Origin of the sequence: Pseudomonas sp. GM74 (assembly GCF_000282455.1) — a bacterium.
GTDB lineage: Bacteria > Pseudomonadota > Gammaproteobacteria > Pseudomonadales > Pseudomonadaceae > Aquipseudomonas.
On the sequence record NZ_AKJG01000159.1, the window covers coordinates 26,178 to 51,172 of the forward strand.

Annotated in this window: 23 protein-coding genes; 9 read left to right on the top strand and 14 right to left on the bottom strand. The window is 58.9% G+C overall.

Annotated features, from left to right (window positions below; all coding sequences use genetic code 11):
• Window positions 1-89: 89 nt before the first annotated feature.
• From PMI34_RS02095 to PMI34_RS28875, 4 genes are all read left to right on the top strand, one after another.
• Window positions 90-380, top strand: a complete 291-nt coding sequence (locus tag PMI34_RS02095; RefSeq protein WP_008053792.1) for a hypothetical protein — start codon at window positions 90-92, stop codon at window positions 378-380.
• 75 nt (window positions 381-455) lie between these two features.
• A complete protein-coding gene (locus tag PMI34_RS02090; RefSeq protein WP_008053793.1) occupies window positions 456-659 on the top strand; it encodes a hypothetical protein in 204 nt (67 codons plus the stop codon).
• 1 nt (window position 660) lies between these two features.
• Window positions 661-1,113 (top strand): hypothetical protein, encoded by a 453-nt coding sequence (locus PMI34_RS0127575; protein ID WP_008053794.1) that lies wholly within the window; start codon window positions 661-663, stop codon window positions 1,111-1,113.
• 198 nt (window positions 1,114-1,311) lie between these two features.
• The gene (locus PMI34_RS28875; RefSeq protein WP_157222741.1) at window positions 1,312-1,449 is read left to right on the top strand and encodes a hypothetical protein; all 138 of its coding nucleotides are present in this window, start codon (window positions 1,312-1,314) and stop codon (window positions 1,447-1,449) included.
• A gap of 81 nt (window positions 1,450-1,530) precedes the next feature.
• On the opposite strand, the gene PMI34_RS02085 is transcribed toward PMI34_RS28875, so the two are convergent.
• Window positions 1,531-2,160: a hypothetical protein gene (locus PMI34_RS02085; protein WP_008053795.1), complete on the bottom strand. Its 630-nt coding sequence runs from the start codon at window positions 2,158-2,160 to the stop codon at window positions 1,531-1,533.
• 1,626 nt (window positions 2,161-3,786) lie between these two features.
• Here PMI34_RS02085 and PMI34_RS02080 point away from each other — a divergent pair.
• Entirely contained in the window at window positions 3,787-5,055 is a 1,269-nt protein-coding gene (locus PMI34_RS02080) for a phospholipase D family protein (protein WP_008053799.1), read from the top strand.
• A 95-nt stretch (window positions 5,056-5,150) separates the two neighbouring features.
• Here the strand turns inward: PMI34_RS02080 and PMI34_RS02075 are convergent, their stop codons facing one another.
• The 5 genes from PMI34_RS02075 to PMI34_RS02060 all read right to left on the bottom strand — a co-directional run bounded on the left by PMI34_RS02075 (window position 5,151) and on the right by PMI34_RS02060 (window position 9,427).
• Window positions 5,151-6,515: a purine-cytosine permease family protein gene (locus PMI34_RS02075; protein ID WP_008053800.1), complete on the bottom strand. Its 1,365-nt coding sequence runs from the start codon at window positions 6,513-6,515 to the stop codon at window positions 5,151-5,153.
• Window positions 6,516-6,520: 5 nt separating this feature from the next.
• Window positions 6,521-7,198, bottom strand: coding sequence for an isochorismatase family cysteine hydrolase (locus tag PMI34_RS02070; RefSeq protein WP_008053801.1), 678 nt, complete (start codon window positions 7,196-7,198; stop codon window positions 6,521-6,523).
• 91 nt (window positions 7,199-7,289) lie between these two features.
• On the bottom strand, window positions 7,290-7,442 hold the full coding sequence (locus PMI34_RS29035) for a hypothetical protein (RefSeq protein ID WP_008053803.1): 153 nt from the start codon (window positions 7,440-7,442) through the stop codon (window positions 7,290-7,292).
• 226 nt (window positions 7,443-7,668) lie between these two features.
• Window positions 7,669-8,712 carry an LLM class flavin-dependent oxidoreductase gene (locus PMI34_RS02065; protein ID WP_008000482.1) on the bottom strand — a complete coding sequence of 348 codons (1,044 nt, stop codon included), beginning with the start codon at window positions 8,710-8,712 and terminating at the stop codon, window positions 7,669-7,671.
• 229 nt (window positions 8,713-8,941) lie between these two features.
• Window positions 8,942-9,427, bottom strand: coding sequence for a flavin reductase family protein (locus tag PMI34_RS02060; protein WP_008053804.1), 486 nt, complete (start codon window positions 9,425-9,427; stop codon window positions 8,942-8,944).
• 322 nt (window positions 9,428-9,749) lie between these two features.
• On the opposite strand from PMI34_RS02060, the gene PMI34_RS02055 reads away from it, so the two are divergent.
• The gene (locus PMI34_RS02055) at window positions 9,750-11,156 is read left to right on the top strand and encodes a purine-cytosine permease family protein (protein WP_008053805.1); all 1,407 of its coding nucleotides are present in this window, start codon (window positions 9,750-9,752) and stop codon (window positions 11,154-11,156) included.
• 70 nt (window positions 11,157-11,226) lie between these two features.
• Here the strand turns inward: PMI34_RS02055 and PMI34_RS02050 are convergent, their stop codons facing one another.
• A complete protein-coding gene (locus PMI34_RS02050; RefSeq protein ID WP_008053806.1) occupies window positions 11,227-11,847 on the bottom strand; it encodes a glutathione S-transferase family protein in 621 nt (206 codons plus the stop codon).
• Between the two features lie 355 nt (window positions 11,848-12,202).
• Here PMI34_RS02050 and PMI34_RS02045 point away from each other — a divergent pair, with 355 nt between their 5' ends.
• Entirely contained in the window at window positions 12,203-13,528 is a 1,326-nt protein-coding gene (locus tag PMI34_RS02045; protein ID WP_008053807.1) for an OprD family porin, read from the top strand.
• Between the two features lie 129 nt (window positions 13,529-13,657).
• Here the strand turns inward: PMI34_RS02045 and PMI34_RS02040 are convergent, their stop codons facing one another.
• Window positions 13,658-15,223 carry a hypothetical protein gene (locus PMI34_RS02040; protein WP_008053808.1) on the bottom strand — a complete coding sequence of 522 codons (1,566 nt, stop codon included), beginning with the start codon at window positions 15,221-15,223 and terminating at the stop codon, window positions 13,658-13,660.
• 334 nt (window positions 15,224-15,557) lie between these two features.
• Between PMI34_RS02040 and PMI34_RS02035 the strand changes: the two genes are divergently transcribed.
• Window positions 15,558-16,658, top strand: coding sequence for a polyamine ABC transporter substrate-binding protein (locus tag PMI34_RS02035; protein ID WP_008053809.1), 1,101 nt, complete (start codon window positions 15,558-15,560; stop codon window positions 16,656-16,658).
• 268 nt (window positions 16,659-16,926) lie between these two features.
• Here PMI34_RS02035 and PMI34_RS02030 read toward each other — a convergent pair whose 3' ends face one another.
• A complete protein-coding gene (locus tag PMI34_RS02030; protein WP_008053810.1) occupies window positions 16,927-17,715 on the bottom strand; it encodes an AraC family transcriptional regulator in 789 nt (262 codons plus the stop codon).
• Window positions 17,716-17,800: 85 nt separating this feature from the next.
• Between PMI34_RS02030 and PMI34_RS02025 the strand changes: the two genes are divergently transcribed.
• Complete coding sequence (locus PMI34_RS02025) at window positions 17,801-18,799, top strand: bile acid:sodium symporter family protein (RefSeq protein WP_008053811.1); 999 nt, start codon at window positions 17,801-17,803, stop codon at window positions 18,797-18,799.
• A gap of 43 nt (window positions 18,800-18,842) precedes the next feature.
• On the opposite strand, the gene PMI34_RS02020 is transcribed toward PMI34_RS02025, so the two are convergent.
• The 5 genes from PMI34_RS02020 to PMI34_RS02000 all read right to left on the bottom strand — a co-directional run bounded on the left by PMI34_RS02020 (window position 18,843) and on the right by PMI34_RS02000 (window position 24,764).
• A complete protein-coding gene (locus PMI34_RS02020) occupies window positions 18,843-20,558 on the bottom strand; it encodes an amidase (protein WP_008053812.1) in 1,716 nt (571 codons plus the stop codon).
• Window positions 20,559-20,822: 264 nt separating this feature from the next.
• Window positions 20,823-21,977: an ABC transporter ATP-binding protein gene (locus PMI34_RS02015; protein WP_008053813.1), complete on the bottom strand. Its 1,155-nt coding sequence runs from the start codon at window positions 21,975-21,977 to the stop codon at window positions 20,823-20,825.
• A 16-nt stretch (window positions 21,978-21,993) separates the two neighbouring features.
• Window positions 21,994-22,803, bottom strand: a complete 810-nt coding sequence (locus PMI34_RS02010; RefSeq protein ID WP_007976227.1) for an ABC transporter permease — start codon at window positions 22,801-22,803, stop codon at window positions 21,994-21,996.
• A gap of 6 nt (window positions 22,804-22,809) precedes the next feature.
• The gene (locus tag PMI34_RS02005) at window positions 22,810-23,742 is read right to left on the bottom strand and encodes an ABC transporter permease (protein WP_008053814.1); all 933 of its coding nucleotides are present in this window, start codon (window positions 23,740-23,742) and stop codon (window positions 22,810-22,812) included.
• On the bottom strand, window positions 23,739-24,764 hold the full coding sequence (locus PMI34_RS02000) for an ABC transporter substrate-binding protein (protein WP_008053816.1): 1,026 nt from the start codon (window positions 24,762-24,764) through the stop codon (window positions 23,739-23,741). Before PMI34_RS02000 ends, PMI34_RS02005 begins: the two co-directional genes overlap by 4 nt.
• Window positions 24,765-24,995 lie beyond the last annotated feature (231 nt).

The window sequence follows — 24,995 nt, forward strand, 5'->3', positions numbered from 1 at the left end:
CGGAGACTGGCTTTTAATCAGATTTAAAGAGACGATCCGCGCGCGTTTGAAGGTCAACCCGCACTGAAATCACAAGGAGGAATGGACGTATGAGTGAATCAAACAGAGAAAAATTCAACGACCTGATCAGTCAGATCATGGATGTATTGATCGATTCATGTCCTGTGTACAACAGCCTTGATCCAGAGGAATTTGGTATTCAAGCAGGGGAAATGGCTAACAATGGCATGTACAACCCCACGGATGAAGAAGCGTTTTTTAACGACTGCATTCGGTGGCTCAAAGACGAGGAATTTATCCGAGGGGATAACAGCTTTGTGGTCACCAGCTATGGCTTGGAAATGTTCAATAGCCTGCCTGATTGCTTGGTAGCCAACTGAACATGTGGTGGTTGCTCCCGCGAATGTGGGAGTGATCACCCGATCCTGAGTCGACGCACAAAAAGGAGATGTGCAATGGAAGACGAACTGACCATCGAGATTAACGGTGCGCAATACACCGCGACCTACTCAGTTTTCAACGATACCTTGACGGCGATAATGCCTGACGGAAGCCAACGTTATACGGAGCTTCGTGGGCTAACTCCCATGATGGCGACAAGAACTCATCTTCGGGCTTATGTTCTTAGCATCTCCCGCCAAAACAATCAGGAGGATTAGTGTGCCGGCACCGAACATTGAGCGTTTCAACATCCTTGTGGGATCGATTTTTGCGAAGCTCTATGAATCATTCCCTGTGCCGATTGAGTTATCGGCGATAGAGTTCGCCGACCAATTGGTGAGCGATGACTGTGCGAAAGAGTGGAGCCAAAGAGACTCGACTGTCCGCTTTTTTGGCTCAACGGTTGACTGGTTAAGCGACCATGGATACCTCAAAAGAGGGGTGGTTTTTAGCAATAGTACAATCCTGGATTGCGTGCTGACTGCACGTACGCTGGAACTGTTAAACGCAATGCCTTCGAGCCTTGAAAACAAAGGTCCGTCTTTGGGTGATCAGTTGGTCAAAGCGACGAAGGAAGGCATGAGCGGTAAAGTCAAAGAGCTGGCCTCTGACTTCTTGAGTAGAGCCGTTGTGTTTGGAACCAAAGCGGCGACCGATTGGGTGAACTCTTGATAGTCGATTTTTTCATTACCTGATTTTCACTCCTCACACATTAGTGCCAGAACACCATTGGCGAAAGAATGCGCGCCTTCGTCAATGGTGTTTTAAGACTGCTGCGCAGCCGAAGGAGAACGCCGCCGGCTGGCGACTTACCACTACGCTGTTGCGTTAGGTTTACGTTACGAGGCATTCGATCGGCTGTGTGGTGCAATGGATTTCACCGGTGTAAGTAAAGAACTTGAGGTGATTGGTGAGGACTTGAATGGTCTGATTCGCGTTCATGAACAATTTGATAGCGCCCGGCTTATTGAGCTGAATGTGGGGGCACCATTAAAGGATTTTTGCTGAATACTCAGCGAGCGTTCTGGGTCGATTCCGACCCAGAGCTGCATGAGGTACAAGGCTTAATTGAAGTGAACAGCGCGGTGGTTAGCTATGCCGCCTGACAAACAGATTTACGCCTTCAAGCATGATTGAAATTCGCTTCCGATCATTTACCTCCTCCCAAGAGCCATGCGCCGCTGCGTTACGAACCCCACCCCAAGACTCAATGTCTTTCACATCTTGCTTTGTTATTTCTTCAGCCGTACGAAGAACCTGAGCGTATGTGCTGATGCTCGGCTTTTTACCATTGAGGTTTATGCCCTTGTCCTCTACCCATGTGCGGAGAAACTCTTCAAGCGTCGCACCAATCAACACGGCCGCGGCAGCAGGATGGCATTCAGCTTTCTCTAGCAGCGCATGTGCCTGTTGCAGGAAATCGGACACTACGTCAATTTCGGCCTGTCTCTTAGGCGATAACTCGTCTTGAAGCCCGGCTTCTACATAGGAGATGAAAGCATTGAGAATTGCCTTCGCTCCAAGAATTCCTTTATCAGTGAAAACCCCTCCAAGGGTGAGTACTTGTTTGTAAAAGTCGCTATCTTTTCCTACATAAATACGAAAGAATTCGCTTATTGCGGAAAGCGCACCCAAAAAATACATGGGTGACTGAGGGTTCACCTTGTCTACCAGCTGTATGAGTAGTCGCGCTTTTTCAACTAGCTGCTCTGGCGTCATAGGTCTACTTTTCCTTTTGTTAAATTCTGTCATTTAAGTTCAGGCTGTAAGGGCTAGAGCCTCGTTGAACTGGGAGTACTTGGTTTAGGAATGTTTGCATAGCCTGTCATTAGTTGAATAGCATCGTGTGGCCAATTGGCAGATGCTCACCCTAGGCGTAAGTTTAATAAAGGGAGGAGCACTTGTCGGGACGCTGGCGAGGACGTATCACAATATGAAGTTGGCATTACAACTGGTGATCATGTTGAGCGAGTTTGCGATAAGCCAACTACTGGATAACCTCGGGGCACTGCAACAGAAGTAGGCCTACGACGTGTCCTGCGTTCAGTCAAGATGGCTTCAGACTGTATAACAAGCTGAAATCCTGAAGTTATATTCTTAATTAAGTCCTTATCAGAACTACTGCGCGAGGAGTTGACGGTTCTCCTCCCCGAGAAGGCTCCTCTACGTCACGCATTAACTCAAGTCCCTCTAACAATTCGTTAGGAAGTTCAGAGTCAGCATGCTTTTCACGGAGTGACACTAACACACTGGCCAGCCAATTTCGCAATGCAGGGGTCCCAGATGAACCATACAAAGCTTGATGAAGCGGCGTACCTATCAGTCCCATTGATAGAGCTTCTCCAAAGGTATACATGCAGCACGTTGCGGTAGCTTCCTTATAGTGGCCAATTTTTCTGACTACTTGTAGTGGCGTTCCCCACTGGAGCGTCCCCGTGCGGTTTTCGCTATTTTTCAAAGGCCAGAGACCGTCCGCGACAAAGTAAGCAAAATCAAAACCTGAACCCTGCGGGTAGAAGACGCCAAACGTACCCACGGATGGAAGAAGAGCACTCGACAGCAAGTCGTATGGGAGGTGAGTAGTTGCCGTCGCTGCGCTTATTGATGGTCGGTTTGAGAGCAAGTCCCATTGTTCTAAGTTTGCACGGAAGTTGTATGGAACAGACGCTCTTGAACCACAAATTAGCTCGTTGGTGGTGACCTTAGCCTGATTGAAAGTAACCCGTGCTGCGTTGGGGTTACCTGCTGGGTAATGAATAATCATAACGTCACATAACTCGCAGCGAGGGACAGTTCTGCCTGCTCCCCGAGCCGCGCTAAATGTCACTTGGTAACGATTGCCATGATACTCCTCTGCTACTGCGTTGGGTCCGAGGGCGTTAAAAGCGCGGATAAAGGCACGGAAAAGCGCGATTTCACCACGAGCCCCCACTGACTCTGTGCGAAAAGAATCCCGAAGGAGTGATCCCACCATTAGATTTAAACTTCCTTGGTATTTTGACTGCCCTCGATGGTAGTGGCGATTTGCTAGATCTGCAATGGCCCACACAATTTCCGGCACATAGTGCAGGCCTAAAACGCAACGCCGATCATGCTGGTCGGTTGCGTCGAAGTGCCAAGAGTACAGCCATTTTTTTAGATAGTTGAACTGGTGGTGATTTCAAGCTGGCTTCCAAGCCCTGTGGCACGTTACTCACTGGTAGTTCGGCGCAATCCTCTTTTGCTTTCGCTGTTCCCTGAAAATCTTGGAATTTTGCGTAGTGAAGCGAGTCATGAACCAGGTCACGTGTAGGTTCACTGACGGCTAACTGCTAGTCTGAACGACTTCATTCAAGGGCCATATCGATGACACAATCCGGTATCTATACCAATAGCCTTGGGCAGGACCAAGTTCAGCGACCTTACACGGTTCATATGGCTAAGGCGTCCAAAATACGAATCGCAGTACCGTATTTCACTCGTGAATCGGAAATTTTGCAGGCAGCAGCACGAGGCGCGAAAATCGAGCTGTTGGTCGGACTCAACAAAAGCACAAACCCTACGGCGTTGCGCCGTGTACTCGATGCCCCGAACTGCGTGGTGCGTTATTTCACTGACGGTTTCCATGCCAAAGTATTTTTTTTCGACGGTGTGGTCATGCTTGGATCGGCGAATCTGACCGAAGGCGGAATGGCCAGCAATCGGGAGGCAGTTCTGGTTCTTGATCAGCCTGGGGACGAGGATCGCATACTGGATTTACAGCTTTTCTTTGCTCAAGTTTGGGACAGTGCCGAGGTGCTCACGCTTCAGGTGTGTAAGCAGTTCCGGGATGCCTGGGATAAGTCGTCCCGCTTGGGCAATCCCGACGCTCCATTTCAGATACTTCAGGATGTGGAGCCACCCACAGTCCTTTCCGGGAGCGGCCAAAAAACTGCACAGCAACACTATCTAAGCGAATTGCAAAAGTTGATTTACGAGGAATACTGTCCAGCCTTCACGGAGGTTTCTGCGGTGCTTGTAGATGGTGGTTTTCGTCGTTCCGAATTTACCGAGCTTGGTCTTGAGGTCGAGACGAACCGCTTCTTGAACTGGGTGCGCCTTGAGCATGCAATTGGAGAGGCGTCCTGGCAAGAGGCCCCCCTGCGGCAGGAGGGCTTAAGACGACAAATGATTATTCGTCTTGCTGAAGAGTGGGTAACAACCACTCATACCCATATTCCTGATGACTACTTTGAGCTACTCACCGAATTACGAGCGGTGATGGCAACACCAGAGAGCATTCGGGCCGCCAATCATGACCAATTGGCCAGCGCATTGATTTGTGTGCATGCCTTTAAGCAACAACTGCGCTTTACGAAGGGCGGCGAAGATGCCTTACCGGCGAAATTTTGGAAATTCAACAATGGTGATCTACTTCGTGTACAAAACTCGTTGATCAATTTGGTGCATGGAAGTGATGATTTTGCAGTGCGCATTTGTGCAGTGCTGTACGACCAGCGACACAAGCTTGGTGCGTTCGGTCGGTTCTGCGCGTTAGAGCTGGTTGGGACGCTTAAACCGAAGCAGGTCCCTCCGATCAACGGGCGCATGGTCAAGGCATTACGGTTTATTGGCTTTGATGTGCAGGCAACGTAACTTGACTGAAATAGGGACCGCGTTCACCACCACGGTTTATGCATTTTTAAATCCCGGGCGTCCATCAGCTGCCCGGGATTTTTTTTGCCTGAAATTCAGTCGGCCGCTGACTCCATCATTGGCGCTCGCTTGCCGAGCTTCATCAGCCAGTAATAACTCAACGCCGGCACCAGCAGCCCGACGATCCACGCCAGATCCACCCCGTCCAGCGCCGTAGCCACCGGGCCGACATACAGCGTGGTGTTCATGAACGGAATTTCCAGGGCAATCGCCAGCAGGAAACTGCCGCAGGCAATCCGGTTGACCCGCCCGTAGATCCCGTTCAGGTCGAAGATGTCGTCAATCCGGTACTGGCCTTTGCGCAGGCAGTAGTAGTCCACCAGATTGATCGCCGTCCACGGGATCAGGAAGTAGCTCATGAAGAAGATGAAGTTCAGGAAGAAGTTGATGAAGTCGTCCTGACTGATGGTGCACAGGGCTGTGGCCACCAGGCTGATCAGCAGCATGAACACACCGCGCACCCGCGGGGTCACCTTGAGTCGGGCGAAAGGTTCGATCACGGTGATGGTCGACATGAACGCGCCGTACAGGTTGAACACGTTGATCGACACCTGGCCGTAGACGATGAACGCGAACAGCAGCACTGCGGCGCCGCCAAACAATCCGGCGACATGCCCGCCGACATTGCTGGAAAAGTCGCCGATGCCGACGCTCAGGATCGCCCCGAGAATCATCATCCACGCGCCGCCGCTGACCGTGCCGGCGTAGCTGTACCAGAACACCTGGGCGGTTGGCGTGTTGCTCGGCAGGTAGCGCGAATAGTCAGCGACGTAAGGCGCGTAGGACAGTTGCCAGGTCACGGCGATGCTCACCGCCACCAGGAACTTCGATAACGAGAAGCCGGTTGGCAGCCATTGTTCGGCCGGGATCGGCAACTGCAAGGCGAGCACCGTGGCGGCGACGAACACCACCAGCGACAGAATCGACAGCAGCTTCTGCAAGCGGTGAATCAACCGATAGCCATAGAGCGCGACGACGAAGCACAGCGCGCCGATCAGGTAGATATTGCCGGACATCGGCAGCGGGCTGACGGACTCCAGCGCCTGGGCCGCGAGCAAGGTGTTGCTGACGAAGAAACCCAGGTAGATCAGCATCACGAAAAGCAGCGGCAACACTGCCCCCAACACGCCGAATTGCGCCCGGCTCTGGATCATTTGCGGAATGCCCAGCTTCGGTCCCTGGGCCGAGTGGGAGGCCATGAAAATCGCCCCCAGCAACGAGCCGATGATGATCGCCAGCGCACTCCAGAACAGGTTGAGCCCCATCACCACCGGCAACACGCCGGAGGCGATTGTGGTGATGTTCATGTTGGCGCCGAACCAGATATAGAACAGCGAACCCGGTTTGCCGTGGCGTTCGGTCTCGGGGATGAAATCGATGCTTCTTTTTTCGACTTGCATGGCGATCACTCCTGAGTCCGGACGAGACGGGATTGCAGACGGGCGATGGTGCTTTGCAGCTCATGGGGCTGGTGGGCAAACAGGTCCGGCTGCTCGGGGATCAGGCTGATGTAATCACGTTGTTGCAGGGCACGCCGGCATTCGGTCGTGGTGAGGATTTCCAGCGCATAGACCCAGTTGGCCATGATCAGCAAGGCCGAGTAATGCCCGGCCTCGGTGGTCGTGGTGCAGGCATCGCTGACCAGGCGCACGCGATAACCCAGGGCGAAGGCATCGAACACGCTGGTCAGCACGCAGACGTCTGTCAGCACGCCGCAGACGATCAGCGTGTCGACCTCCAATGCCTTGAGTCGGGTGTCGAGGTCGGTGCGGTGAAAGGCACTGTACCGGCCCTTGTCGATGATCAATTCACCGGGCTGCGGCGTCAGCGACTCGATGATTTCCACTTGCCGGGTGCCGGCGCGGTAACTGCCGGGGCCACCGTCGGCGGCCAGAGGTTCGCCGTGGGGCAGGTCACTGCCGTCGGCCTGATTGATGTGGCGGGTATAGATGACAGGCATCCGCTGATGGCGGGCGGTATCGAGCAGGGCGGCGGTATTGGTAACCACTGTGTCGAGGTTTTCCAGGACGAAGCCGTCCTCTTGCTGCATGTCGATGATCAACAGCGCGTTGTTATTGTTCATTGGGCAAACCTGATCAAAGGCGAAACACGATGCACCGTACGCGCCATGCAATGGCGAGACGCGGGGTGCGTGATTGGCTGTTCGGGTGGGCTCAGTGAACTATTTGCCAGAAACCGTTCTGCTTGGCCGAAACGCTGGCGCGCAGGCGCTTGAAATGCAGGTGCGAAGCGGTCCATTCACCGCGCAGGTAGGCCCGCGCGGCACCGGAGGGAGGGGCGAGTGATGGGAGACGACCAGTGATCATTGGAATCGACTCTTGTGGGGGCGAACCTGCTCGCGAACGCGGTGTGTCCGGTACACCAATCCCTGTGGGAGCGGCGGTGCGGCGATCCGACTTGCCCGCGAAGAGGCCGGCACATCCAACATTAATATCGTCTGGGGCACCGCTTTCGCGAGCAAGTCGGATCGCCGCACCGCCGCTCCCACAGTTGAGGTGTGCTGGTCCCCAGCCTCGCATCCTGGCACAGGAATCAGCGAAACGCTGGCACCACGTGCTTGATAAACAGCTCCAGGGATTTTTTCTTCTCCGCGTGGGGCAGGCTGTTATCGCACCAGAAGCTGAATTCGTCGACCCCCAGTTCCTGGTAGTACTTGATGCGCGGAATGATTTCTTCCGGGGTGCCGATCATGGCGGTCTTGTGCAGGCTCTCGAGTTCGAACTCGGGGCGACCGGCGAATTTCTCTTCCGGGCTTGGCGCGAGGAAGCCGTTGACCGGGGTGGTCTTGTTGCCGAACCAGGCATCGAAGGTGCGGTAGAACTTCGAGATTGCCTTGGCCCCGACTTCCCAGCCCTGCGGATCGTCGGCGGTGTGCACGTGGGTGTGACGCAGCACCATCAGTTGCGGGCGCGGCACGTCCGGGTTGTTGTCCAGGGCGGCCTGGAATTTGTTCTTCAGGTCGAGGACTTCCTCGTCGCCTTTCATCAACGGCGTGACCATGACGTTGCAGCCGTTGGCCACGGCGAAGTTGTGCGAGTCCGGGTCGCGGGCGGCGATCCACATCGGCGGGTTCGGTTGCTGGATCGGCTTGGGCACGCTGGTGGAGGTCGGGAATTTCCAGATGTCGCCGTCATGGGCGTAGTCGCCGTTCCACAGGGCCCGTACCACAGGAACCATTTCCCGCAACGCCTGGCCGCCGGAGGATGCCGGCATGCCGCCGGCCATGCGGTCGAACTCGATCTGGTAGGCGCCACGTGCCAGGCCGACCTCCATGCGCCCGTTGCTGATCACGTCGAGCAACGCGCATTCACCGGCCACCCGCAGCGGGTGCCAGAACGGCGCGATGATGGTGCCGGCGCCCAGGTGAATGGTGGTGGTCTTGCCCGCCAGGTAAGCCAGCAGCGGCATCGGGCTTGGTGAAATGGTGTACTCCATGGAGTGGTGTTCGCCGATCCATACGGTGCTGAAACCACCGGCCTCGGCCATCAGCGTCAGTTCGGTCAGGTCTTCGAACAACTGGCGGTGGCTGACGCTTTCGTCCCAACGTTCCATGTGTACGAACAGGGAAAACTTCATGACGCTTACCTCGGATCTATTGTTGTTGGCCTGTCGACTGCGGGCCTGATAGTTATTGGTATACCATAATACGAAATGTCTGCAAAACATTTCTCTGCCGGCAACCCCGGGTTCTGTGGGAGCGGGCTTGCCCGCGAAGGCGGAGTGTCAGGCGACATCGATGTTGAGTGTGCCGGCCTCTTCGCGAGCAAGCCCGCTCCCACAGGGGGATGCGGTGATATCAGAGGGTTCAGGCCAGCACGGGCAGGGCACCCATCTTGCCGTGGCAATACACCAGTGGCCCGCTGCTCTGCCGGGGCACGATCAGGTTTTTCACCGCGCCGACCATGATGGCGTGGTCACCGCCTTCATATTCGCGCCACAACTCGCATTCGATGACCGCCGTGGCGTTGGCCAGAATCGGGTTGCCCAACTCGCTGAGCGTCCACTCGATCCCCTGGGCCTTGTCCTTGCCTTTGCGCGCGAAGGCATAGGCTTCGTTCTGCTGGCCGCCGGACAACACGTGGATGGCAAAACGTTTGTTCTTGATCAACACCGGGTAGGAGTCGGAGCTGTAGTTGGGGCAGAACAGCACCAGGGCCGGGTCCATCGACAGCGAGCTGAAGGCGCTGGCGGTCAGGCCGACGATTTGCCCGTTATCATCCAGGGTGGTGATCACGGTCACTCCGGACGGGAACGAACCCATGACTTGTTTGTAGATGGCGGCATCGATCATTGGACGGTCCTCGGGTGGTGTGACGCGTTTTTATGTGTTTGTAGGTCTGATGGTATACCGTAATACATCGTTTGCAAGGTCTTTTTAGGTGAACCGATAAACGTAAGGCCTTCGTCGCAAACCCAATGATTACGGGGCTTTAAGCTGGCCAACGATGGCGCGATTCGGGCAGGATGCCGGTTCAGATGCTTGTTCAAAGACCGGATCAGTCTTGTTTAAAGCTTGGAATACCATAATATGGTTCGCATCTGAGGGGCGGCCAGAGAGTCCCCCGGTTTGGCTTCATACAAAGATAAGAACAGACAAACTCGAGTTCATGCACATGTCCCAGATGTCCCGGCAAGATCCGTTGATCGAGAACCATACGGTCGACTACGTTCCACTCGCAGAGCGCCACGGGAAGGCCCGCGATCTCTTCACCCTGTGGTTCAGCACCAACATCGCGCCACTGCCCATCGTCACGGGCGCCATGGTGGTCCAGGTGTTCCACCTCAATCTGTTCTGGGGCCTGCTGGCGATTGCCCTCGGGCACATGGTCGGCGGTGTGGTGATTGCGCTGGCATCGGCCCAGGGGCCGTGCATGGGTATTCCGCAGATGGTGCAGAGCCGTGGTCAGTTCGGCCGCTATGGCGCGCTGCTGATCGTGTTCTTCGCGGCGTTGATCTACATCGGTTTCTTCATTTCCAACATCGTGCTGGCAGGCAAATCGATTGTCGGCATTGCGCCGTCGGTTCCGGTGCCGGCCAGCATCCTCATCGGCGCCCTCAGCGCCACGGCCATCGGGGTGATCGGTTATCGCTTCATCCATACCCTGAACCGCATCGGCACCTGGGTGATGGGTAGCGCGTTGCTTGCCGGGTTCCTCTACATCTTCGCCCATGACCTGCCGGCGGACTTCTTCACCCGCGGCGGATTCAACCTGTCCGGCTGGCTGGCCACGGTATCGTTGGGCATCATCTGGCAGATCAGCTTCTCGCCTTACGTGTCGGACTACTCGCGCTACCTGCCGGCGGATATCGGCATCACCCGGCCATTTTTCGCCACCTACCTGGGGGCGACGCTGGGCACGATCCTGTCGTTCACCTTCGGCGCCGTGGCGGTACTGGCAACCCCGGAAGGCACCGAGGCGATGGCGGCGGTCAAGCAGTCCACCGGTTGGCTGGGGCCGATCCTGATGGTGTTGTTCCTGCTCAACATCATCAGCCACAACGCCTTGAATCTGTATGGCGCGGTGCTGTCGATCATCACCTCGATCCAGACCTTCGCCAGCCAGTGGACACCCGGCATCAAGGTGCGCGTGGTGTTGTCGAGCATCGTGCTGGCGGGTTGCTGCGTGGTGGCGCTGGGTGCTTCGGCGAATTTCATTTCGCAGTTCATCGGCCTGATCCTGGCGCTGTTGCTGGTGCTGGTGCCATGGGCCTCGATCAACCTGATCGACTTCTACCTGATCAAGGGGCGTCGCTATGACATCGCCTCGATCTTCCGCGCTGACGGCGGTATCTACGGTCGCTTCAACCTGCACGCGATCATCGCCTACTTCATCGGCATCATCGTGCAACTGCCGTTTGCCAACACGTCGTTGTACGTCGGGCCGTACGCCAATCTGGTGGAGGGCGCGGACTTGTCGTGGCTGGTGGGGCTGGTGGTGACGTGCCCGTTGTATTACTGCCTCGCGACGCGAAGCCAGTTGCAGGAAAGCCGTTCGGCAGCGCTCGGCTGCAGCGACTGAGGCAAAAACCTTTCGTGTTCGTCTGAAAATGCCCGGCGCTTTGTCGGGCATTTTGGTTTGTGGTGATTGTTCAGCGGTTCTGGAAAGCCGCCCGGGCACGCTGCACCGACGGCCTGGCTTCAACGCTGTCGTACCAGTGCGATAGCTCTGGTAGCTGTTTCCAGTCCAGTCGATCACGGAACGCTGTGGCAATGGTGAATGCCGAAATGTCGGCCATGGAGAATTGCTGTCCGGCCATGAAGTCGTCAGTCAGAAAGCTTTCCGAGAAGGTGAGCTGTTCAATCACGCGCAGATCGATGGTTGCCGCTGCCTTGTCCTGTCCCGCCTGGTGCAGAAAAAACGCGGCATGGCTGGGGGCGATGACATCGGTCACGAAAAAGAAATAGCGGTCAATCACCCGGATACGCTCAGGTCCCGGTTGCGCCGGTGCCAGTCGTCCAGGCGCCTTGGCATCGGCGTACTGGATGATGGCGTTGGACTGGTTGATGACCAGCACAGGCGTCGGCCCGTGATCGATCAGGGTCGGCACTTTCCCGGCCGGGTTCAGCGCCAGGAAGGCAGGTTCCAGTTGCTCGCGGGCATGAAGGTCCAACCAGCGTGCCGTGTAGGCAATACCGGCCTCTTCAAGCGCAATGGCGGCCCGTAGCGTGTTGCCGGTGTTCGCGCCGTACAGTTCGATTTGATCGTTCATGGGTCATTGCTCTGGTTGGGACATGCCGGCAGCCACCGAACACCGCTGATGATGTCAGTATGATGAAAATCCGCCGCACCGATATACAAAAACAGTGATCGTCCATACCCCTGCGCGACAAGCCTTATCCCTGCACGAAAACTACTTTCACCGCGTTTGATAATAGCCTCTCGAAATGTTTTAAGAGTTTCACAAGCCAGTCAGTCAACCCTCACCTCGAACGTCCGATGCTCATGCCACTCATCGAGCGCGCCTGTTTTCGCGCCCGTGCTGAGCGCTGTTGCGTGGGCGGCAATCGGGTCCTGTCTGGCGGTGAAACCTTCAAATAACGATAAGAAACACCCAGGAGCACCTTATGTTCAAACGCGCGATTCCCACCGCAGTCCTGCTGGCCACCAGTTCGGTGTGCGCACAGGCGGCTGACACCGCAGCCCATGGTTTTCTCGAAGACAGCAAGGCCAGTCTCTCGATGCGCACCCTGTATTTCAACAGCGACAATCGTGATGGCAGCGCGGCCCCTTCGAAAACCGAAGAGGCGGCCCAGGGTTTCGTGTTGCGCTATGAATCCGGGTTTACCCAGGGCGCGGTGGGGTTCGGGCTCGATGCCCAGGCGTTGCTCGGCATCACGCTGGACAGCGGAGCGGGGCGCCACGTCGGTAGTGGCATGATTCCTTCCGACGGCGACGGCGCGGCCCCCGCCTGGAGCAGCTTCGGTCCTACGGCGAAGATGCGCCTGGCCAGGACTGAATTTCGCTACGGCACCTTGCTGCCGAAATTGCCGATCCTTCTGGCGAACGATGCCCGTGTGTTGCCGCAATCGTTTACCGGCGCGCAGGTCACCTCGAACGACATCGATGGCCTGACGTTGACCGGCGGTGTGCTGGAGCACGCGGTAGGGCGCGCCTCGACGGACCGCACAGGCTTGTCGGTCGCCGGCAGCACACAGGACAGCAACAAGTTCTACTACGCCGGCGGTGACTACAACCTCACCAGGAACCTGAAGACTCAGTATTACTTCGCGCAGCTGGAGGATTTCTACAACCAGCACTTCCTCGGCCTGACGCACATCCTGTCCATCGACAGCGCAAGCTCACTGACCACCGACCTGCGCTACTTCCGCACCACGTCGAGCGGTGCCAACAGCTCCGCCACCGGCCGCGCGCAAGGCTATCGGGTATCGGGCTACACCGGCGACAACGACGGTGAAATCGACAACAGCACCTGGTCTGCGATGGTCACCTACACCCATGGTGGGCACGCGGTGTCGGTGGGGCATCAACGGGTGGGCGACGGCAGCAACTTCGTCCAGCCCAACCAGGGCAGCCTGGTGGACAAGGGGGCGGGCGGCGGCAGCGTCTACCTGCCCACCGACAAGATGATCCAGAACTTTGCCCGGGCCGGCGAACAGACGAATTTCGGGCAGTACACCTACGACTTCGCGCCCCTGGGCGTGCCGGGCCTGAAAGCCTCGATCGTGTATCTGAAGGGCACGGACATCAAGGCGCAAAACGCCAGTGACCAGTCTGAGTGGGAGCGCGACATGACCCTGGACTACGTGTTGCAGTCGGGCACGTTCAAGGGGGTGGGGTTCACACTGCGTAACGCCAAGTCCAATACCGATGCCGGGCGCAACGTGGATCAGAACCGGTTCATCATCAATTACACCTTGTCGTTATTGTAATCACGCCCCCCCTGTGGGAGCGGGCTTGCCCGCGAAGAGGCCGGCACATTCAGTATCGATGTGACCTGACATACCGCTTTCGCGAACAAGTCGGATCGCCGCACCGCCACTCCCACAAAAATCGATTTGTCAGGGTTGCCCGGTTGTTGCATTCACGCCCTTGTCCCAAAGCGCGACCAAGCCACCGAAAGTCCCGACATAGGCCGTGCCATCCGGCGCCAGCGTGATCGGCGACCAGTTGTTGTCGAAGGCCTGGCCGACCCCGCTCAGCGTCTTGAATCGGGTCTGGCCGCTGTCGAAATCCAGCGCCATCAGGTACCAGGCGTTCTCGCCGTCGGGCTGCGGCTCGAAGGTGTAGAAGTACAACAGGCCGTTGCTCACCGAGAGTTTGGGGACCACCGAAGGCGAACGTTCCTTCGATTCCCAGATCCGGTCGCAGCCCGACTCATCGGTGCGGATGTCGATACGGCTGATACCGCCGTGCACGGCCTGCCAGTCCTTCTGCGCGAAGGCGCTGGTGTAGCCGGCGTTGTTCTCGAGGATGATCGAGCGTCCCCAGCCGATGGCCGAGTTGTCGGTGGCCGAGGCATTGTTGTCGAACACCGGTAGCTTGCAGATCAGACGATTGCCGGCGTAATCCTGTTCGCGACGGTAGACCAGCAGGTTGATGCGCCCGTCGCTGTTGTCGGTGATGGTGACGTAGCGCTCGCCCAGCAGGGTCGGCGTAGTGCCGCTGCCCTGATTGATCGCCCCGACCTTGCGTCCGGTGCCACGGTCGTACACCTCGCGCCAGCCTTGCACGGGCTTGCCATCGGCATCGGCGGCGAAGCGGTACATGGCGTGATCGGACACCAGATAAACGCCGTCGGCCGCCACCGACATGCCGTTCTGGATCTCTTCGTTGGCCAGTTGAATGCCCTGGACCTTGCCGGTGTCGGGGTTCAGGGTGCCGATGCGGCCGCGTCGGGTGATCCACCAGATCAAGCCCTGGTGATCAGGCATAACTCCGGTGACAGGGTCGCATTCGCCCTTGGGAAACCAGGAAGCAGGGCGCACACAATCGTGGGGAACCTTGTCGCTCAGGTCCCAATTGTCGACCTCCTTGAACGACCACGCACCGGATTGATCCTGACGATGCACGACGCGCTGGATGTGCTGCTCGGCATCGGCGATGACCACGCGATTCTGCTCGTCGACATAGAAATAGGCGCCGGAGGTGTCCGCCATGATCTTGTCCGGGTCCAGGGTAATCAGCGCGTGGAAAGTCGAAGGACGCGGCGGCAGCGGGTAGCGGGCCAGCAGTTCGAGGGTGCGCGGTTCGAGCAGTTGCAGTTCGAACTGCATCAGGTTGGCGCACAGCACCACCAGGCGGCCCTGTTGATCGAAGGTATGAATCGGGCACATGCCGCCAGGCTTGCGACTGCCGTCACGGCTGCTCACTTGCATGTCACCGCCCAACGGACCGGGGCCGGGGTGCGTGTCGGAGCTGTAGCCATCGGCATGCATGTAACTGCTGCCGTTGCTGGCCATGAACGGGTTGGCGGGCACGGCGCCGCTCAGCGGTCGGGGGACAGTGGCGCTGCCGATCAATGCAGTGGCATTGCCCGTGCTGGCCAGCGGTTGTGGTTCATAGGGTTCGGAACAGGCACTGAGCAGGCCGAGCAGGGGCAGGGCAAGCAGGAGTGGAGCACGCATCGAAGCCTCGCGATCTTGTTATTGGTGTGATGCGCAATAAGCAGCAAGGAGGCTGCCCGGGCATCGGCTGTTTGGACTAACCCTCGGTGAAAGGCCTCGCGCCGCTGATCAAATCGGACACCTATTTTGGCCATTGCGATCTCCTTTTGGCCTGCCTCACGCTGTGAACCGGCGACGCCGTCAGCAAGAATCAGACGCGGGTGGCTGAGTCGGCAACCCAAGTTGAAACCACAACCAGACGCTTCAATTCCTTGCCCTTGGCTATTTTCAAGGCCGCTGCCGTGTACAGAACATAAAAACCATCGAACTCACGCCACACTTGGGGAAACGATCCATGGACTCAATGAAACGAATACTGGGCGCCACCGTTTGCGGACTGTCGCTGCTGGCCAGCGCGGTGCACGCCGAACAGCGCGAATTGCGGGTGTACAACTGGGCGGACTACATACTGCCGTCCGTGCCCAAGGATTTCGCAAAAGACACCGGGATCAATGTGACCTGGGACACCTTCGACACCAACGAGTCCCTGGAAGCCAAGCTGCTGACCGGCAACTCGGGCTACGACCTGGTGGTGCCGTCGAACCAGTTCATCGAAACCCAGATCAAGGCGGGCGTGTTCCAGAAGCTCGACAAGTCCAGACTGCCTAACTGGTCGCACCAGGATCCTGCGTTGCTCAAGCTGCTGGACAAGAACGACCCGGGCAACCAGTACGGCGTGCCCTACATGTACGGCACCGTGCTGATTGGCTTCAACCCGGCCAAGGTCAAGGCGGCGCTGGGCGAGAATGCGCCGGTGGACAGCTGGGACCTGGTGTTCAAGCCCGAGAACATGGAGAAGCTCAAGGCCTGTGGCGTCGCCATGCTCGACTCGCCGTCGGAGATCCTGCCGCTGGCCCTGCATTACCTGGGGCTGGACCCGAACAGCCAGAATCCCGATGACTACGAAAAAGCCAAGGCGCTGATGCTCAAGGTTCGCCCTTACGTCACTTACTTCAACTCCGCCAAATACATGACCGACATCGCCAACGGCGATATCTGCGTGGCCATCGGTTACTCCGGCAGCTTCTATCAATTCGGCAATCGCGCCAAAGAAGCGGGCAACGGCGTGGTCGTCGACTGGCGCCTGCCGAAAGAGGGCGCGCCGATCTGGTTCGACACCTTCGCCATTCCGAAAAGCGCGAAGAACGTCGCCGAGGCCCACGAATTCCTCAACGACCTGCTGGACCCGAAAGTCATCGCGCCGATCAGCGACTTCCTCGGTTACCCGAATGCCAACAAGGACTCGCTGGCGCTGATCGACAAGAACATCACCGGCAACCCGAACCTGACACCGACCAGCGAGGCATTGAAGACGCTGTACGTCGTGCAGCCATTGCCGCAAAAGCTCGAGCGGGTGCGCACCCGGGTGTGGACCAGCATCAAGTCCGATCAGTAACACCGGGAAATTGTGTGAGATATCTGTGGGGGTACAGATTTTGTGTACACCCATGGCCCTGTGGGAGCGGCGGTGCGGCGATCCGACTTGCTCGCGAAGGCGGAGTGTCAGTCAATGCAGGTGTCGACTGATCCACCGCCATCGCGAGCAAGCTCGCTCCCACAGGTTTTTGTGTCGAGCACAGGTTTTGTGCGCACCCATGACCCTGTGGGAGCGGGCTTGCCCGCGATGGCTGACTGACAGGCAACAAAGATGGAAGGTGCTGTGATTAGCGGAAGAACTCCCCCGGCGTTTCGCCGAACTGCTGGCGGAAGGCCGCGATAAACGCCGAGGTCGAGTCGTAGCCACAAGCCAACGCGACGTCGGTTACTCGCTCACCCTGTTCCAGTGGCGTCAGGGCACCAAGTAAACGCAAGCGCTGGCGCCAGGCGCGAAAAGTCAGGCCGGTGTCGCGCAGAAACAGGCGACTGAGGGTTTTCTCGGTGACGCCGAATTGCTCGCTCCAGTGGCTGAGCGTGGTCTGTTGCTCCGGGTGTGACTCCAGGCTTTGGGCGATTTGCCGCAATCGGCTGTCCTGGGGCAGGGGTAGCATCAAATCGATCTGCGGCGCCTGCGCCAACTGATCCAGAATCACCTGGGCCAACCGGCCGTGCGGACCGTTCTGATCGTATTCCACCGGTATCTGACTGAAGGCACGGATCAATTCGCGCAACAAATCGCTGACCCCCAACACATGACAGCCCGGCGGCGCCCACGTCGAGACACTGCAATCGATGTACAGGCTGCGCATTTCCGTGCGCGGCGAACTGAACACCCGGTGCGGCATGCCCGCTGGAATCCACACAGCACGCTCCGGCGGGGCGACGAAACGACCGACGCCGGTCTGAATTTCGAGCACGCCCGCAATCGCGTAGGAAAGCTGCACCCACGGATGGCTGTGACGCCGGGTCAGGGCGCGATTGGGCAGCGATTCGGTACGGCCATAGAGCGGTCGTGGCAGGCTGGACAGCCCGGGAATACTGCGTCGAACACTCTTGTCATGTCCTTTAGGCGGCATCAGCTGGCTCATCGGCGTTAGTCGGTAATTCCCGGTCACGTTAGAGTCGCTTTCACGTACTGGCAACCCCCGGATGATCAACCCCATGACTCGCCCCCGTTTGTTACCCGACAACTTCACCCTGACCCTGATCGGCGTAGTGGCGCTCGCCAGCCTGCTGCCCGCCAGCGGCCAGGTCGCGGTCGGTTTTGGCTGGCTGACCAATATCGCCATCGCACTGCTGTTTTTCCTGCATGGCGCCAAGCTGTCCCGCGAATCGATCATTGCCGGTGCCGGGCACTGGCGCCTGCATTTGCTGGTGTTCAGCCTGACCTTCGTGCTGTTCCCGCTGCTCGGCCTGGCGCTCAAGCCGCTGCTGTCGCCGCTGATCGGCAATGACCTGTACATGGGCATGCTCTACCTCTGCGCGTTGCCTGCCACGGTGCAGTCGGCGATTGCCTTTACTTCGCTGGCGCGGGGCAACATCCCGGCGGCGATTTGCAGTGCGGCGGCATCCAGCCTGTTCGGGATTTTCCTCACGCCGTTGCTGGTGACCCTGCTGCTCAATGTCCACGGCGAAGGCGCCTCGACCCTCGACGCCATACTCAAGATCAGCGTGCAACTGCTGCTGCCGTTCATTGCCGGGCAAATCGCGCGGCGCTGGATCGGCAACTGGGTGGCGCGCAACAAGAACTGGTTGAAGTTCGTCGATCAGGGCTCGATTTTGCTGGTGGTCTACGGCGCGTTCAGCGAGGCGGTGATCGAGGGTCTCTGGCAGCAGATTCCGTTGCTGGACCTGGTTGGGTTGGTGCTGGTCTGCTGCATCGTTCTGGCACTGGTGTTGCTGGCCTCTACCGTGTTGGGCAAGGCATTCGGCTTCAACCAGGAAGACCGTATCACCATTCTCTTCTGTGGTTCGAAGAAAAGCCTGGCGACCGGCGTGCCGATGGCGCAGGTGTTGTTTGCCGGGAGCACCATTGGCTTGCTGATCTTGCCGCTGATGCTGTTCCACCAGATTCAACTGATGGTCTGTGCGGTACTGGCGCAGCGTTTTGCCAATCGGCCGGAATCGATTCCGGAACTGATGGCTCAGGTCGATCCCTGAAAATCCGGGACGGGAGCGGTAATGGCTCCAGTCCCGGAGTTGATTACCGCTTGTCAGCCGCCAATGGCGGGGTACGCGGCGGGATCATGCGTTTGCTGCCGGTCGACTCGAACGCCGACGCCAGGTGCAGCAGCGACGAGTCGTCATAGGCGCGCCCGGCAAAGGTCAGGCCGACCGGCATGCCGATGTCCGGCATCACGCCCATCGGCACGGTGACCGTCGGCACGCCAAGGTGACGGATGGCGAGGTTGCCGTTGGCGACCCAAATACCGTTGCTCCAGGCGATATCCGCCGAATGCGGATCGACATCGGCATTCGCAGGCGCTACATCGGCGACCGTCGGGAACAGCACCGCGTCGAGTCCCAGGCGATCCATCCAGTCTTCCAGATCGATCTTGCGGGTCTTCTCAAGCCCGCGCAGGCCATCGGGTACTGTGCTGATCTGGTCCCACTGTGTGATGCCGCGCTCGGCCATGCGCACGTATTCGTCCATGCCGGCGACCAGATCGCCCTCGCGGTTGGGCAGGGTGCCCGGGTCGTGAGGGAAAATCTGCGGGCCGTCGACATCGACCAGACGATTCAGTTTCGGATCGCCGTTGGCTTGCAGGAAGTCATCGAAGGCCCAGGCGGTCAGGTCCCACAGTTCATGGTGCAGAAATTCCTTGGAGACGATGCCGCGATTGAACACGGTCGGTGCGCCAGGACGATCGCCTTCGCAATTGGAAACCAGCGGGAAGTCCACTTCGAGCACTTCGGCGCCAGCGGCTTCGAGGGCCTTGCGCGCCTGTTCCCAGAGCCCGATCACCGAAGGACGGGTGTTGATGCGTTGGCCGGTCGGGCCACCGATGCCCGGCGCTTCGGACGTGCCGGCTTCTGGGTCGGCATTGATGTACATGCGTGGAATACCGAACTTCTTGCCTTTGAGCGCTTCGCTGTTGGCGGCCAGCGCCGCGTAGGACTCAGGGCGTACCGAAGAAGATTTCGGGATCGGCACCCAGGGTTGCAGGCGCCACAGATCGCCACGGGTGTCCGGGTCATCGGCCACCACCACGTCGAGCACTTCGAGCAGGTCGGCCATGGTCCGGGCGAACGGCACGACCACGTCCATGGTCGGGGTCAACGGCCAGTTGCCGCGCACCGAGATCACCCCACGCGAAGGGGTGTAGGCGCACAAGCCATTGTTCGAGGCCGGGCCACGACCGCTCGACCAGGTTTCTTCCGCCAGACCGAAGGCCGCGAAACTCGCGGCCGTGGCAGTACCCGCGCCGTTCGACGAGCCGGAGGCGAAAGGGGCGGTGAGGTAGTCGGCGTTGTACGGGCTTTCGGCGCGGCCGTAGACGCCACGTTGCATCCCGCCGTTGGCCATCGGTGGCATGTTGGTCTTGCCCAGGCAGATCGCCCCGGCGGCGCGCAGGCGTTCGATGGTGAATGCATCGCGATAGGCGACCAGGTCCTTGAAGGCCGGGCTGCCGGAAGCGGCGGTGAGGCCCTTGACCAGATAGCTGTCCTTGGCGGTGTAAGGAATGCCGTCCAGCGCTCCCAGCGTCTGGCCCTTGGCGCGACGGGCATCGGACGCCTGGGCTTCGGCGAGCGCTTCGGGGTTGCGCACCACGACCGCGTTCAGCGCGGTCGGCGTTTCGGGGCCGTCATAGGCATCGATCCGCGCGAGATAAGCCTGGACCAGTTCAACCGAGGTGGTCTGGCCGGATTCGAGCGCGGCGCGCAGCTCGGCAATGGAAACTTCGGTAACTTCGATCATGCTGCCACCGCCGCTTGCAGGTGGAGGGTCCCAAACACTTCACTTTTCTCGAAATGGACTTTCATATCGTTATTCTCGTTGCACTGTGTGGCACGACAGGGTCGGGTGTTAAAAATACTGAGCACTATTTAGCATTAAACCGGGGTTTTAGGAATCCGTTGTCCAATTTATCTTACAGGCGACAGAAAAAAGGCCACCACAACCCGACGTTGTGGTGGCCCGAGGGTGACTCATTATAGTGGCCCGCGCGCGCAGGCCAATGGATCAGTGAGCGCCGGCAGCCTTGTTCAGGTCGCTTTCGGCCCATTCGGTGTAGACGCAGGCATCGGCGGTGGCCCAGCGCACCCGCACCGGGTCACCGGCCTTGAGCGGCATGCCGGCGGCGGACAGTGCCTTGACCGTCATCGAGGTGCCGCCAGCGGTGACCACGCTGCAGGTCTGGCTCTCGCCGAGAAACAACACTTCCACGACCTTGGCCGAGACTTCGTTCCAGCCGGCGACCAGGGGTTCGGCAAGGGCTTGTTCAGTGCTCAGGGCCAGGGCTTTTTCCGGACGCACCATCAACAGCACGTCCTGATCGGTTTGCAGGCCGGCGGTCAGTCGGATCGACAACGGCTGCCCTTCGAAGGTCGCCACCGCATTGCCTTGGGCCTTGAGCTTGAGGAAGTTCGAGTTGCCGAGGAACGAGGCGACAAAGGCGTTCGGCGGATTCTGGTACAGGTCATAGCCACTGCCGAGGCCAACAATCTTGCCGTGGCTGAAAATCGCGATGCGCTGGGACAGGCGCATGGCTTCTTCCTGATCGTGGGTCACGTAGACGATGGTGATGCCCAGGCGTCGATGCAGCTGGCGCAGTTCGTCCTGCAAGTCTTCACGGAGTTTTTTGTCCAGTGCGCCCAGCGGTTCGTCCATCAGCAGGATGCGTGGTTCGTAAACCAACGCGCGGGCGATGGCGACGCGCTGTTGCTGACCGCCAGAGAGTTGCGAAGGGCGGCGATGGGCAAATTGCTCAAGCTGCACCAGCTTGAGCATCGCATCGACCCGGCGCTCGCGTTCGGCCGTGGCCAGTTTGCGAATGGCCAGCGGGAAGGCAATGTTGTCGCGCACGGACAGGTGCGGGAACAGCGAGTAGCGCTGGAACACCATGCCGATGTCCCGCTTGTGCGGCGGCACGTTGACCAGCGATTGGCCGTTGACCAGGATCTCGCCGCTGCTCGGCGTTTCGAAACCGGCAAGCATCGACAGCGTAGTGCTTTTGCCCGAGCCGCTGGAGCCGAGGAAGGTGAGGAATTCACCGTCCTTGATGTCCAGCGAGATGTTGTCCACGGCGGCAAAGTCGCCGTAGTGTCTGTTCAGGTTGCGCAGGCTGACCAGGGGTTTGTCATTTTGCTGCGCGGAATCTTTGATCACTGCACTCATGTCGTACTCCTGGCGCTCAAGCGCTGATTTCGTTGCGCCGGCGCAGAGCGGCGGCGATCACCATGACCAATACCGAGAGGCCGATCAGCAGCGTCGAGGCGACGGCGATCACGGGTGTCAGGTCCTGGCGCAGGGTGGTCCACATTTTCACGGGAAGGGTTTGCAGGGTCGGGCTGGCCATCATCACGCTCAGCACCACTTCATCCCACGAGACGAGGAAGGCGAAGAGGGCACCGGCCACCATGCCCGGACGGATCGCCGGGAAGGTCACCTTGAACACCGCTTGCAGGCGCGAGGCGCCGCAGATCACCGCCGCATCCTCGATCGACTGGTCGAACAGCTTCAGGGAGTTGATGATCGAGATGATGGTGAACGGCAACGCGACGATCACATGGCTGACCACGAACGCGAACATGGTCCCGGTGTAACCCAGTTTCAGGAACAGCGCGTACACCGCCACGGCGATGATCACCAGGGGCACGATCATCGGCAGGGTGAACAGGCCGTAGAGCATTTCCCGGCCGGGGAAGCGACCGCGTACCAGAGCGAACGCGGTGGGCAGGCCCAGCGCGACGGCGAAGAACGTGGTCAGCACCGCGACCTTGAGGCTGGCCATGGCGGCGTTCATCCAGTCGGCATTGGAGAAGAACTGGCCGTACCATTTCAACGTCCAGCCGGGCGGCGGGAACACCAGCCATTGCGACGATCCGAACGACAGCAGCACGATGAACACGATCGGCAGCAGCAGGAACAGACCGATCAGCCCGGTGGTGGCATACAGGCCGAAACGCATGCGCCGGCTCATGGCATTGGGGGTCAGGAGCATGACGGCTTACCTCGCGTTGCTGGCGCCAACCGGGGATTCCGGCTGGAGCTTCAGGTAGAAGTAGAACAGCACCAGCGTGATCACGATCAACAACGCGGCGCCGGCGCTGGCCAGGCCCCAGTTGAGGAACGACTGCACCTGCTGAATGATGAACTCGGGCAGCATCATGTTCTGCGCACCGCCCAGCAGCGCCGGGGTCACGTAGTAACCGAGGGACATCACGAACACCATCAGGCCGCCGGAGAACAGCCCCGGCCGGCACAGCGGCAGGAACACCCGGAAGAAGTTGGTCCAGGGGCTGGCGCCGCAGATCGAACCGGCCTGCAGGATCATCGGGTCGATGGCCTGCATGGTCGCCTGCAACGGCAGCACGATGAACGGGATCATGATGTAGCTCATGCCGATCACCACACCGGTCAGGTTGTGCACCATTTCCAGCGGTTGATCGATGATGCCCATGGCCATCAATGCCTTGTTAATCACCCCGGAGGCTTGCAGCAACACCAGCCAGGAGTAGGTGCGGGCGAGCAAGCTGGTCCACATCGACAGCAGCACGATGTTCAGGATCCAGCGCCCCCAGCCACGGGGCACCAGGGTGATCGCCCAGGCCAGCGGGAAGCCCAGCAGCAGGCTGAACAGGGTCACCAGGCCCGCCACCGAGAAGGTGTTGAGCAGGACCCGCGCATAGGCCGAGTTGGCGAACAGTTGTTCGTAGTTGCCCAGCCCCGGCACTGGTTCCAGCACGCCGCGCAACAACAGGCCAATCAACGGCGCCAGAAAGAACAGACCGAGAAACAGCAGGGCGGGCACCAGGTTGCTCGCGCCACGCCAGCGCTGGGCCAGGCTCGGCGATTGCGTGATCGCAGCTGCCTTGCCGGCAGCGCCAGGGGCGCTCCCGACTGACGTGGATGGACGGGATGCGGTTGCCGTCATTTTCATTTGACCAGCCATTCGTTCCACCGTGTCGCGATGGCCGGACCGTTCTTGGCCCAGTACGCGAAATCAAGAGTGATCTGATCCTTTGCGTAAGCGGTCGGCAGGTTAGGGGCCAGCACCGAGTCCAGGCGCTGCACGCTGTCGACGTTGACCGGGGCGTAGGCGGTCAGGTTGGAGAAGTCCGCCTGGCCCTTGGCACTGCTGGCGTTGGCCAGGAACTTCATCGCCGCGTCCTTGTTTTTCGAACCCTTGGGAATGACCAGGATGTCGGCCATCACCAGGTTCTGCTTCCAGCTTACGCCGACCGGGGCGCCGTCTTCCTGCAGGGCGTGGATCCGGCCGTTCCAGAACTGGCCCATGCTTGCTTCACCGGAGGCCAGCAGCTGCTGCGACTGCGCGCCGCCGCCCCACCAGACGATGTCTTTCTTGATGGTGTCGAGTTTTTTGAACGCGCGATCCAGATCCAGCGGGTAGAGCTTGTCCGCCGCTACACCGTCGGCCAGCAGCGCCAGTTCCAGTACGCCAGGGCTTGGCCATTTGTAGAGGGCGCGTTTGCCGGGGTAGGTCTTGGTGTCGAACAGCGCAGACCAGTCCTGAGGCTTGCCGGCGCCGAGCTTGCCTTCGTTGTAGCCCAGGACGAAGGAGAAGAAGAACGAGCCGACACCGTGGTCCGAGACGAAGCGCGGGTCGATCTTGTCGCGTTCAATGATTTTGAAATCGAGGGGTTCAAGCAAGCCTTCGGCGGCGGCGCGCAGGGCGAAGTCGGCTTCGACGTCGACCACGTCCCACTGCACGTTGCCGCTTTCGACCATGGCCTTGAGCTTGCCGTAGTCGGTCGGGCCATCCTGCACAACGGTGATGCCGCTGGCCTTGCTGAACGGGTCGGCCCAGGCCTGCTTCTGCGCATCCTGGGTGCTGCCGCCCCAACTCACGAAGTTGACGCTTTCAGCCGCCAGCAATGCCTGGCTGGTCACGCTCAGCAGTCCCGCAAAAAGAACCGCGGTCGCACGTTTGTTCAACACCATTTTCACGCCCTCATTGTTGTGTTTATGAGCGGGGCTTTGGAGTGCCCGCCTATCGGGAGCAGTAGGTCCGTCGAGTCAGTGCTGACTGTCCGGTCTATGGAATATCATATTATGGTATTCCAAACTTTGTGCAAGCACTTTGCCGTACCGGCTATCAGCCAAATTCTGATTTTTTTGGTCAGATTCACGTCCTGTAGCAGCTGGCGAAGCCTGCGTTCGGCTGCGTAGCAG

Bases quoted from the DNA above. Each gene is read 5' to 3' on its own strand.
- PMI34_RS02095 (WP_008053792.1), top strand. From the start codon at position 90: ATGAGTGAATCAAACAGAGAAAAATTCAACGACCTGATCAGTCAGATC.
- PMI34_RS02090 (WP_008053793.1), top strand. From the start codon at position 456: ATGGAAGACGAACTGACCATCGAGATTAACGGTGCGCAATACACCGCG.
- PMI34_RS28875 (WP_157222741.1), top strand. From the start codon at position 1,312: ATGGATTTCACCGGTGTAAGTAAAGAACTTGAGGTGATTGGTGAGGAC.
- PMI34_RS02085 (WP_008053795.1), bottom strand. From the start codon at position 2,160: ATGACGCCAGAGCAGCTAGTTGAAAAAGCGCGACTACTCATACAGCTG.
- PMI34_RS02080 (WP_008053799.1), top strand. From the start codon at position 3,787: ATGACACAATCCGGTATCTATACCAATAGCCTTGGGCAGGACCAAGTT.
- PMI34_RS02075 (WP_008053800.1), bottom strand. From the start codon at position 6,515: ATGCAAGTCGAAAAAAGAAGCATCGATTTCATCCCCGAGACCGAACGC.
- PMI34_RS02070 (WP_008053801.1), bottom strand. From the start codon at position 7,198: ATGAACAATAACAACGCGCTGTTGATCATCGACATGCAGCAAGAGGAC.
- PMI34_RS29035 (WP_008053803.1), bottom strand. From the start codon at position 7,442: ATGATCACTGGTCGTCTCCCATCACTCGCCCCTCCCTCCGGTGCCGCG.
- PMI34_RS02065 (WP_008000482.1), bottom strand. From the start codon at position 8,712: ATGAAGTTTTCCCTGTTCGTACACATGGAACGTTGGGACGAAAGCGTC.
- PMI34_RS02060 (WP_008053804.1), bottom strand. From the start codon at position 9,427: ATGATCGATGCCGCCATCTACAAACAAGTCATGGGTTCGTTCCCGTCC.
- PMI34_RS02055 (WP_008053805.1), top strand. From the start codon at position 9,750: ATGTCCCAGATGTCCCGGCAAGATCCGTTGATCGAGAACCATACGGTC.
- PMI34_RS02050 (WP_008053806.1), bottom strand. From the start codon at position 11,847: ATGAACGATCAAATCGAACTGTACGGCGCGAACACCGGCAACACGCTA.
- PMI34_RS02045 (WP_008053807.1), top strand. From the start codon at position 12,203: ATGTTCAAACGCGCGATTCCCACCGCAGTCCTGCTGGCCACCAGTTCG.
- PMI34_RS02040 (WP_008053808.1), bottom strand. From the start codon at position 15,223: ATGCGTGCTCCACTCCTGCTTGCCCTGCCCCTGCTCGGCCTGCTCAGT.
- PMI34_RS02035 (WP_008053809.1), top strand. From the start codon at position 15,558: ATGGACTCAATGAAACGAATACTGGGCGCCACCGTTTGCGGACTGTCG.
- PMI34_RS02030 (WP_008053810.1), bottom strand. From the start codon at position 17,715: ATGCCGCCTAAAGGACATGACAAGAGTGTTCGACGCAGTATTCCCGGG.
- PMI34_RS02025 (WP_008053811.1), top strand. From the start codon at position 17,801: ATGACTCGCCCCCGTTTGTTACCCGACAACTTCACCCTGACCCTGATC.
- PMI34_RS02020 (WP_008053812.1), bottom strand. From the start codon at position 20,558: ATGATCGAAGTTACCGAAGTTTCCATTGCCGAGCTGCGCGCCGCGCTC.
- PMI34_RS02015 (WP_008053813.1), bottom strand. From the start codon at position 21,977: ATGAGTGCAGTGATCAAAGATTCCGCGCAGCAAAATGACAAACCCCTG.
- PMI34_RS02010 (WP_007976227.1), bottom strand. From the start codon at position 22,803: ATGCTCCTGACCCCCAATGCCATGAGCCGGCGCATGCGTTTCGGCCTG.
- PMI34_RS02005 (WP_008053814.1), bottom strand. From the start codon at position 23,742: ATGAAAATGACGGCAACCGCATCCCGTCCATCCACGTCAGTCGGGAGC.
- PMI34_RS02000 (WP_008053816.1), bottom strand. From the start codon at position 24,764: ATGGTGTTGAACAAACGTGCGACCGCGGTTCTTTTTGCGGGACTGCTG.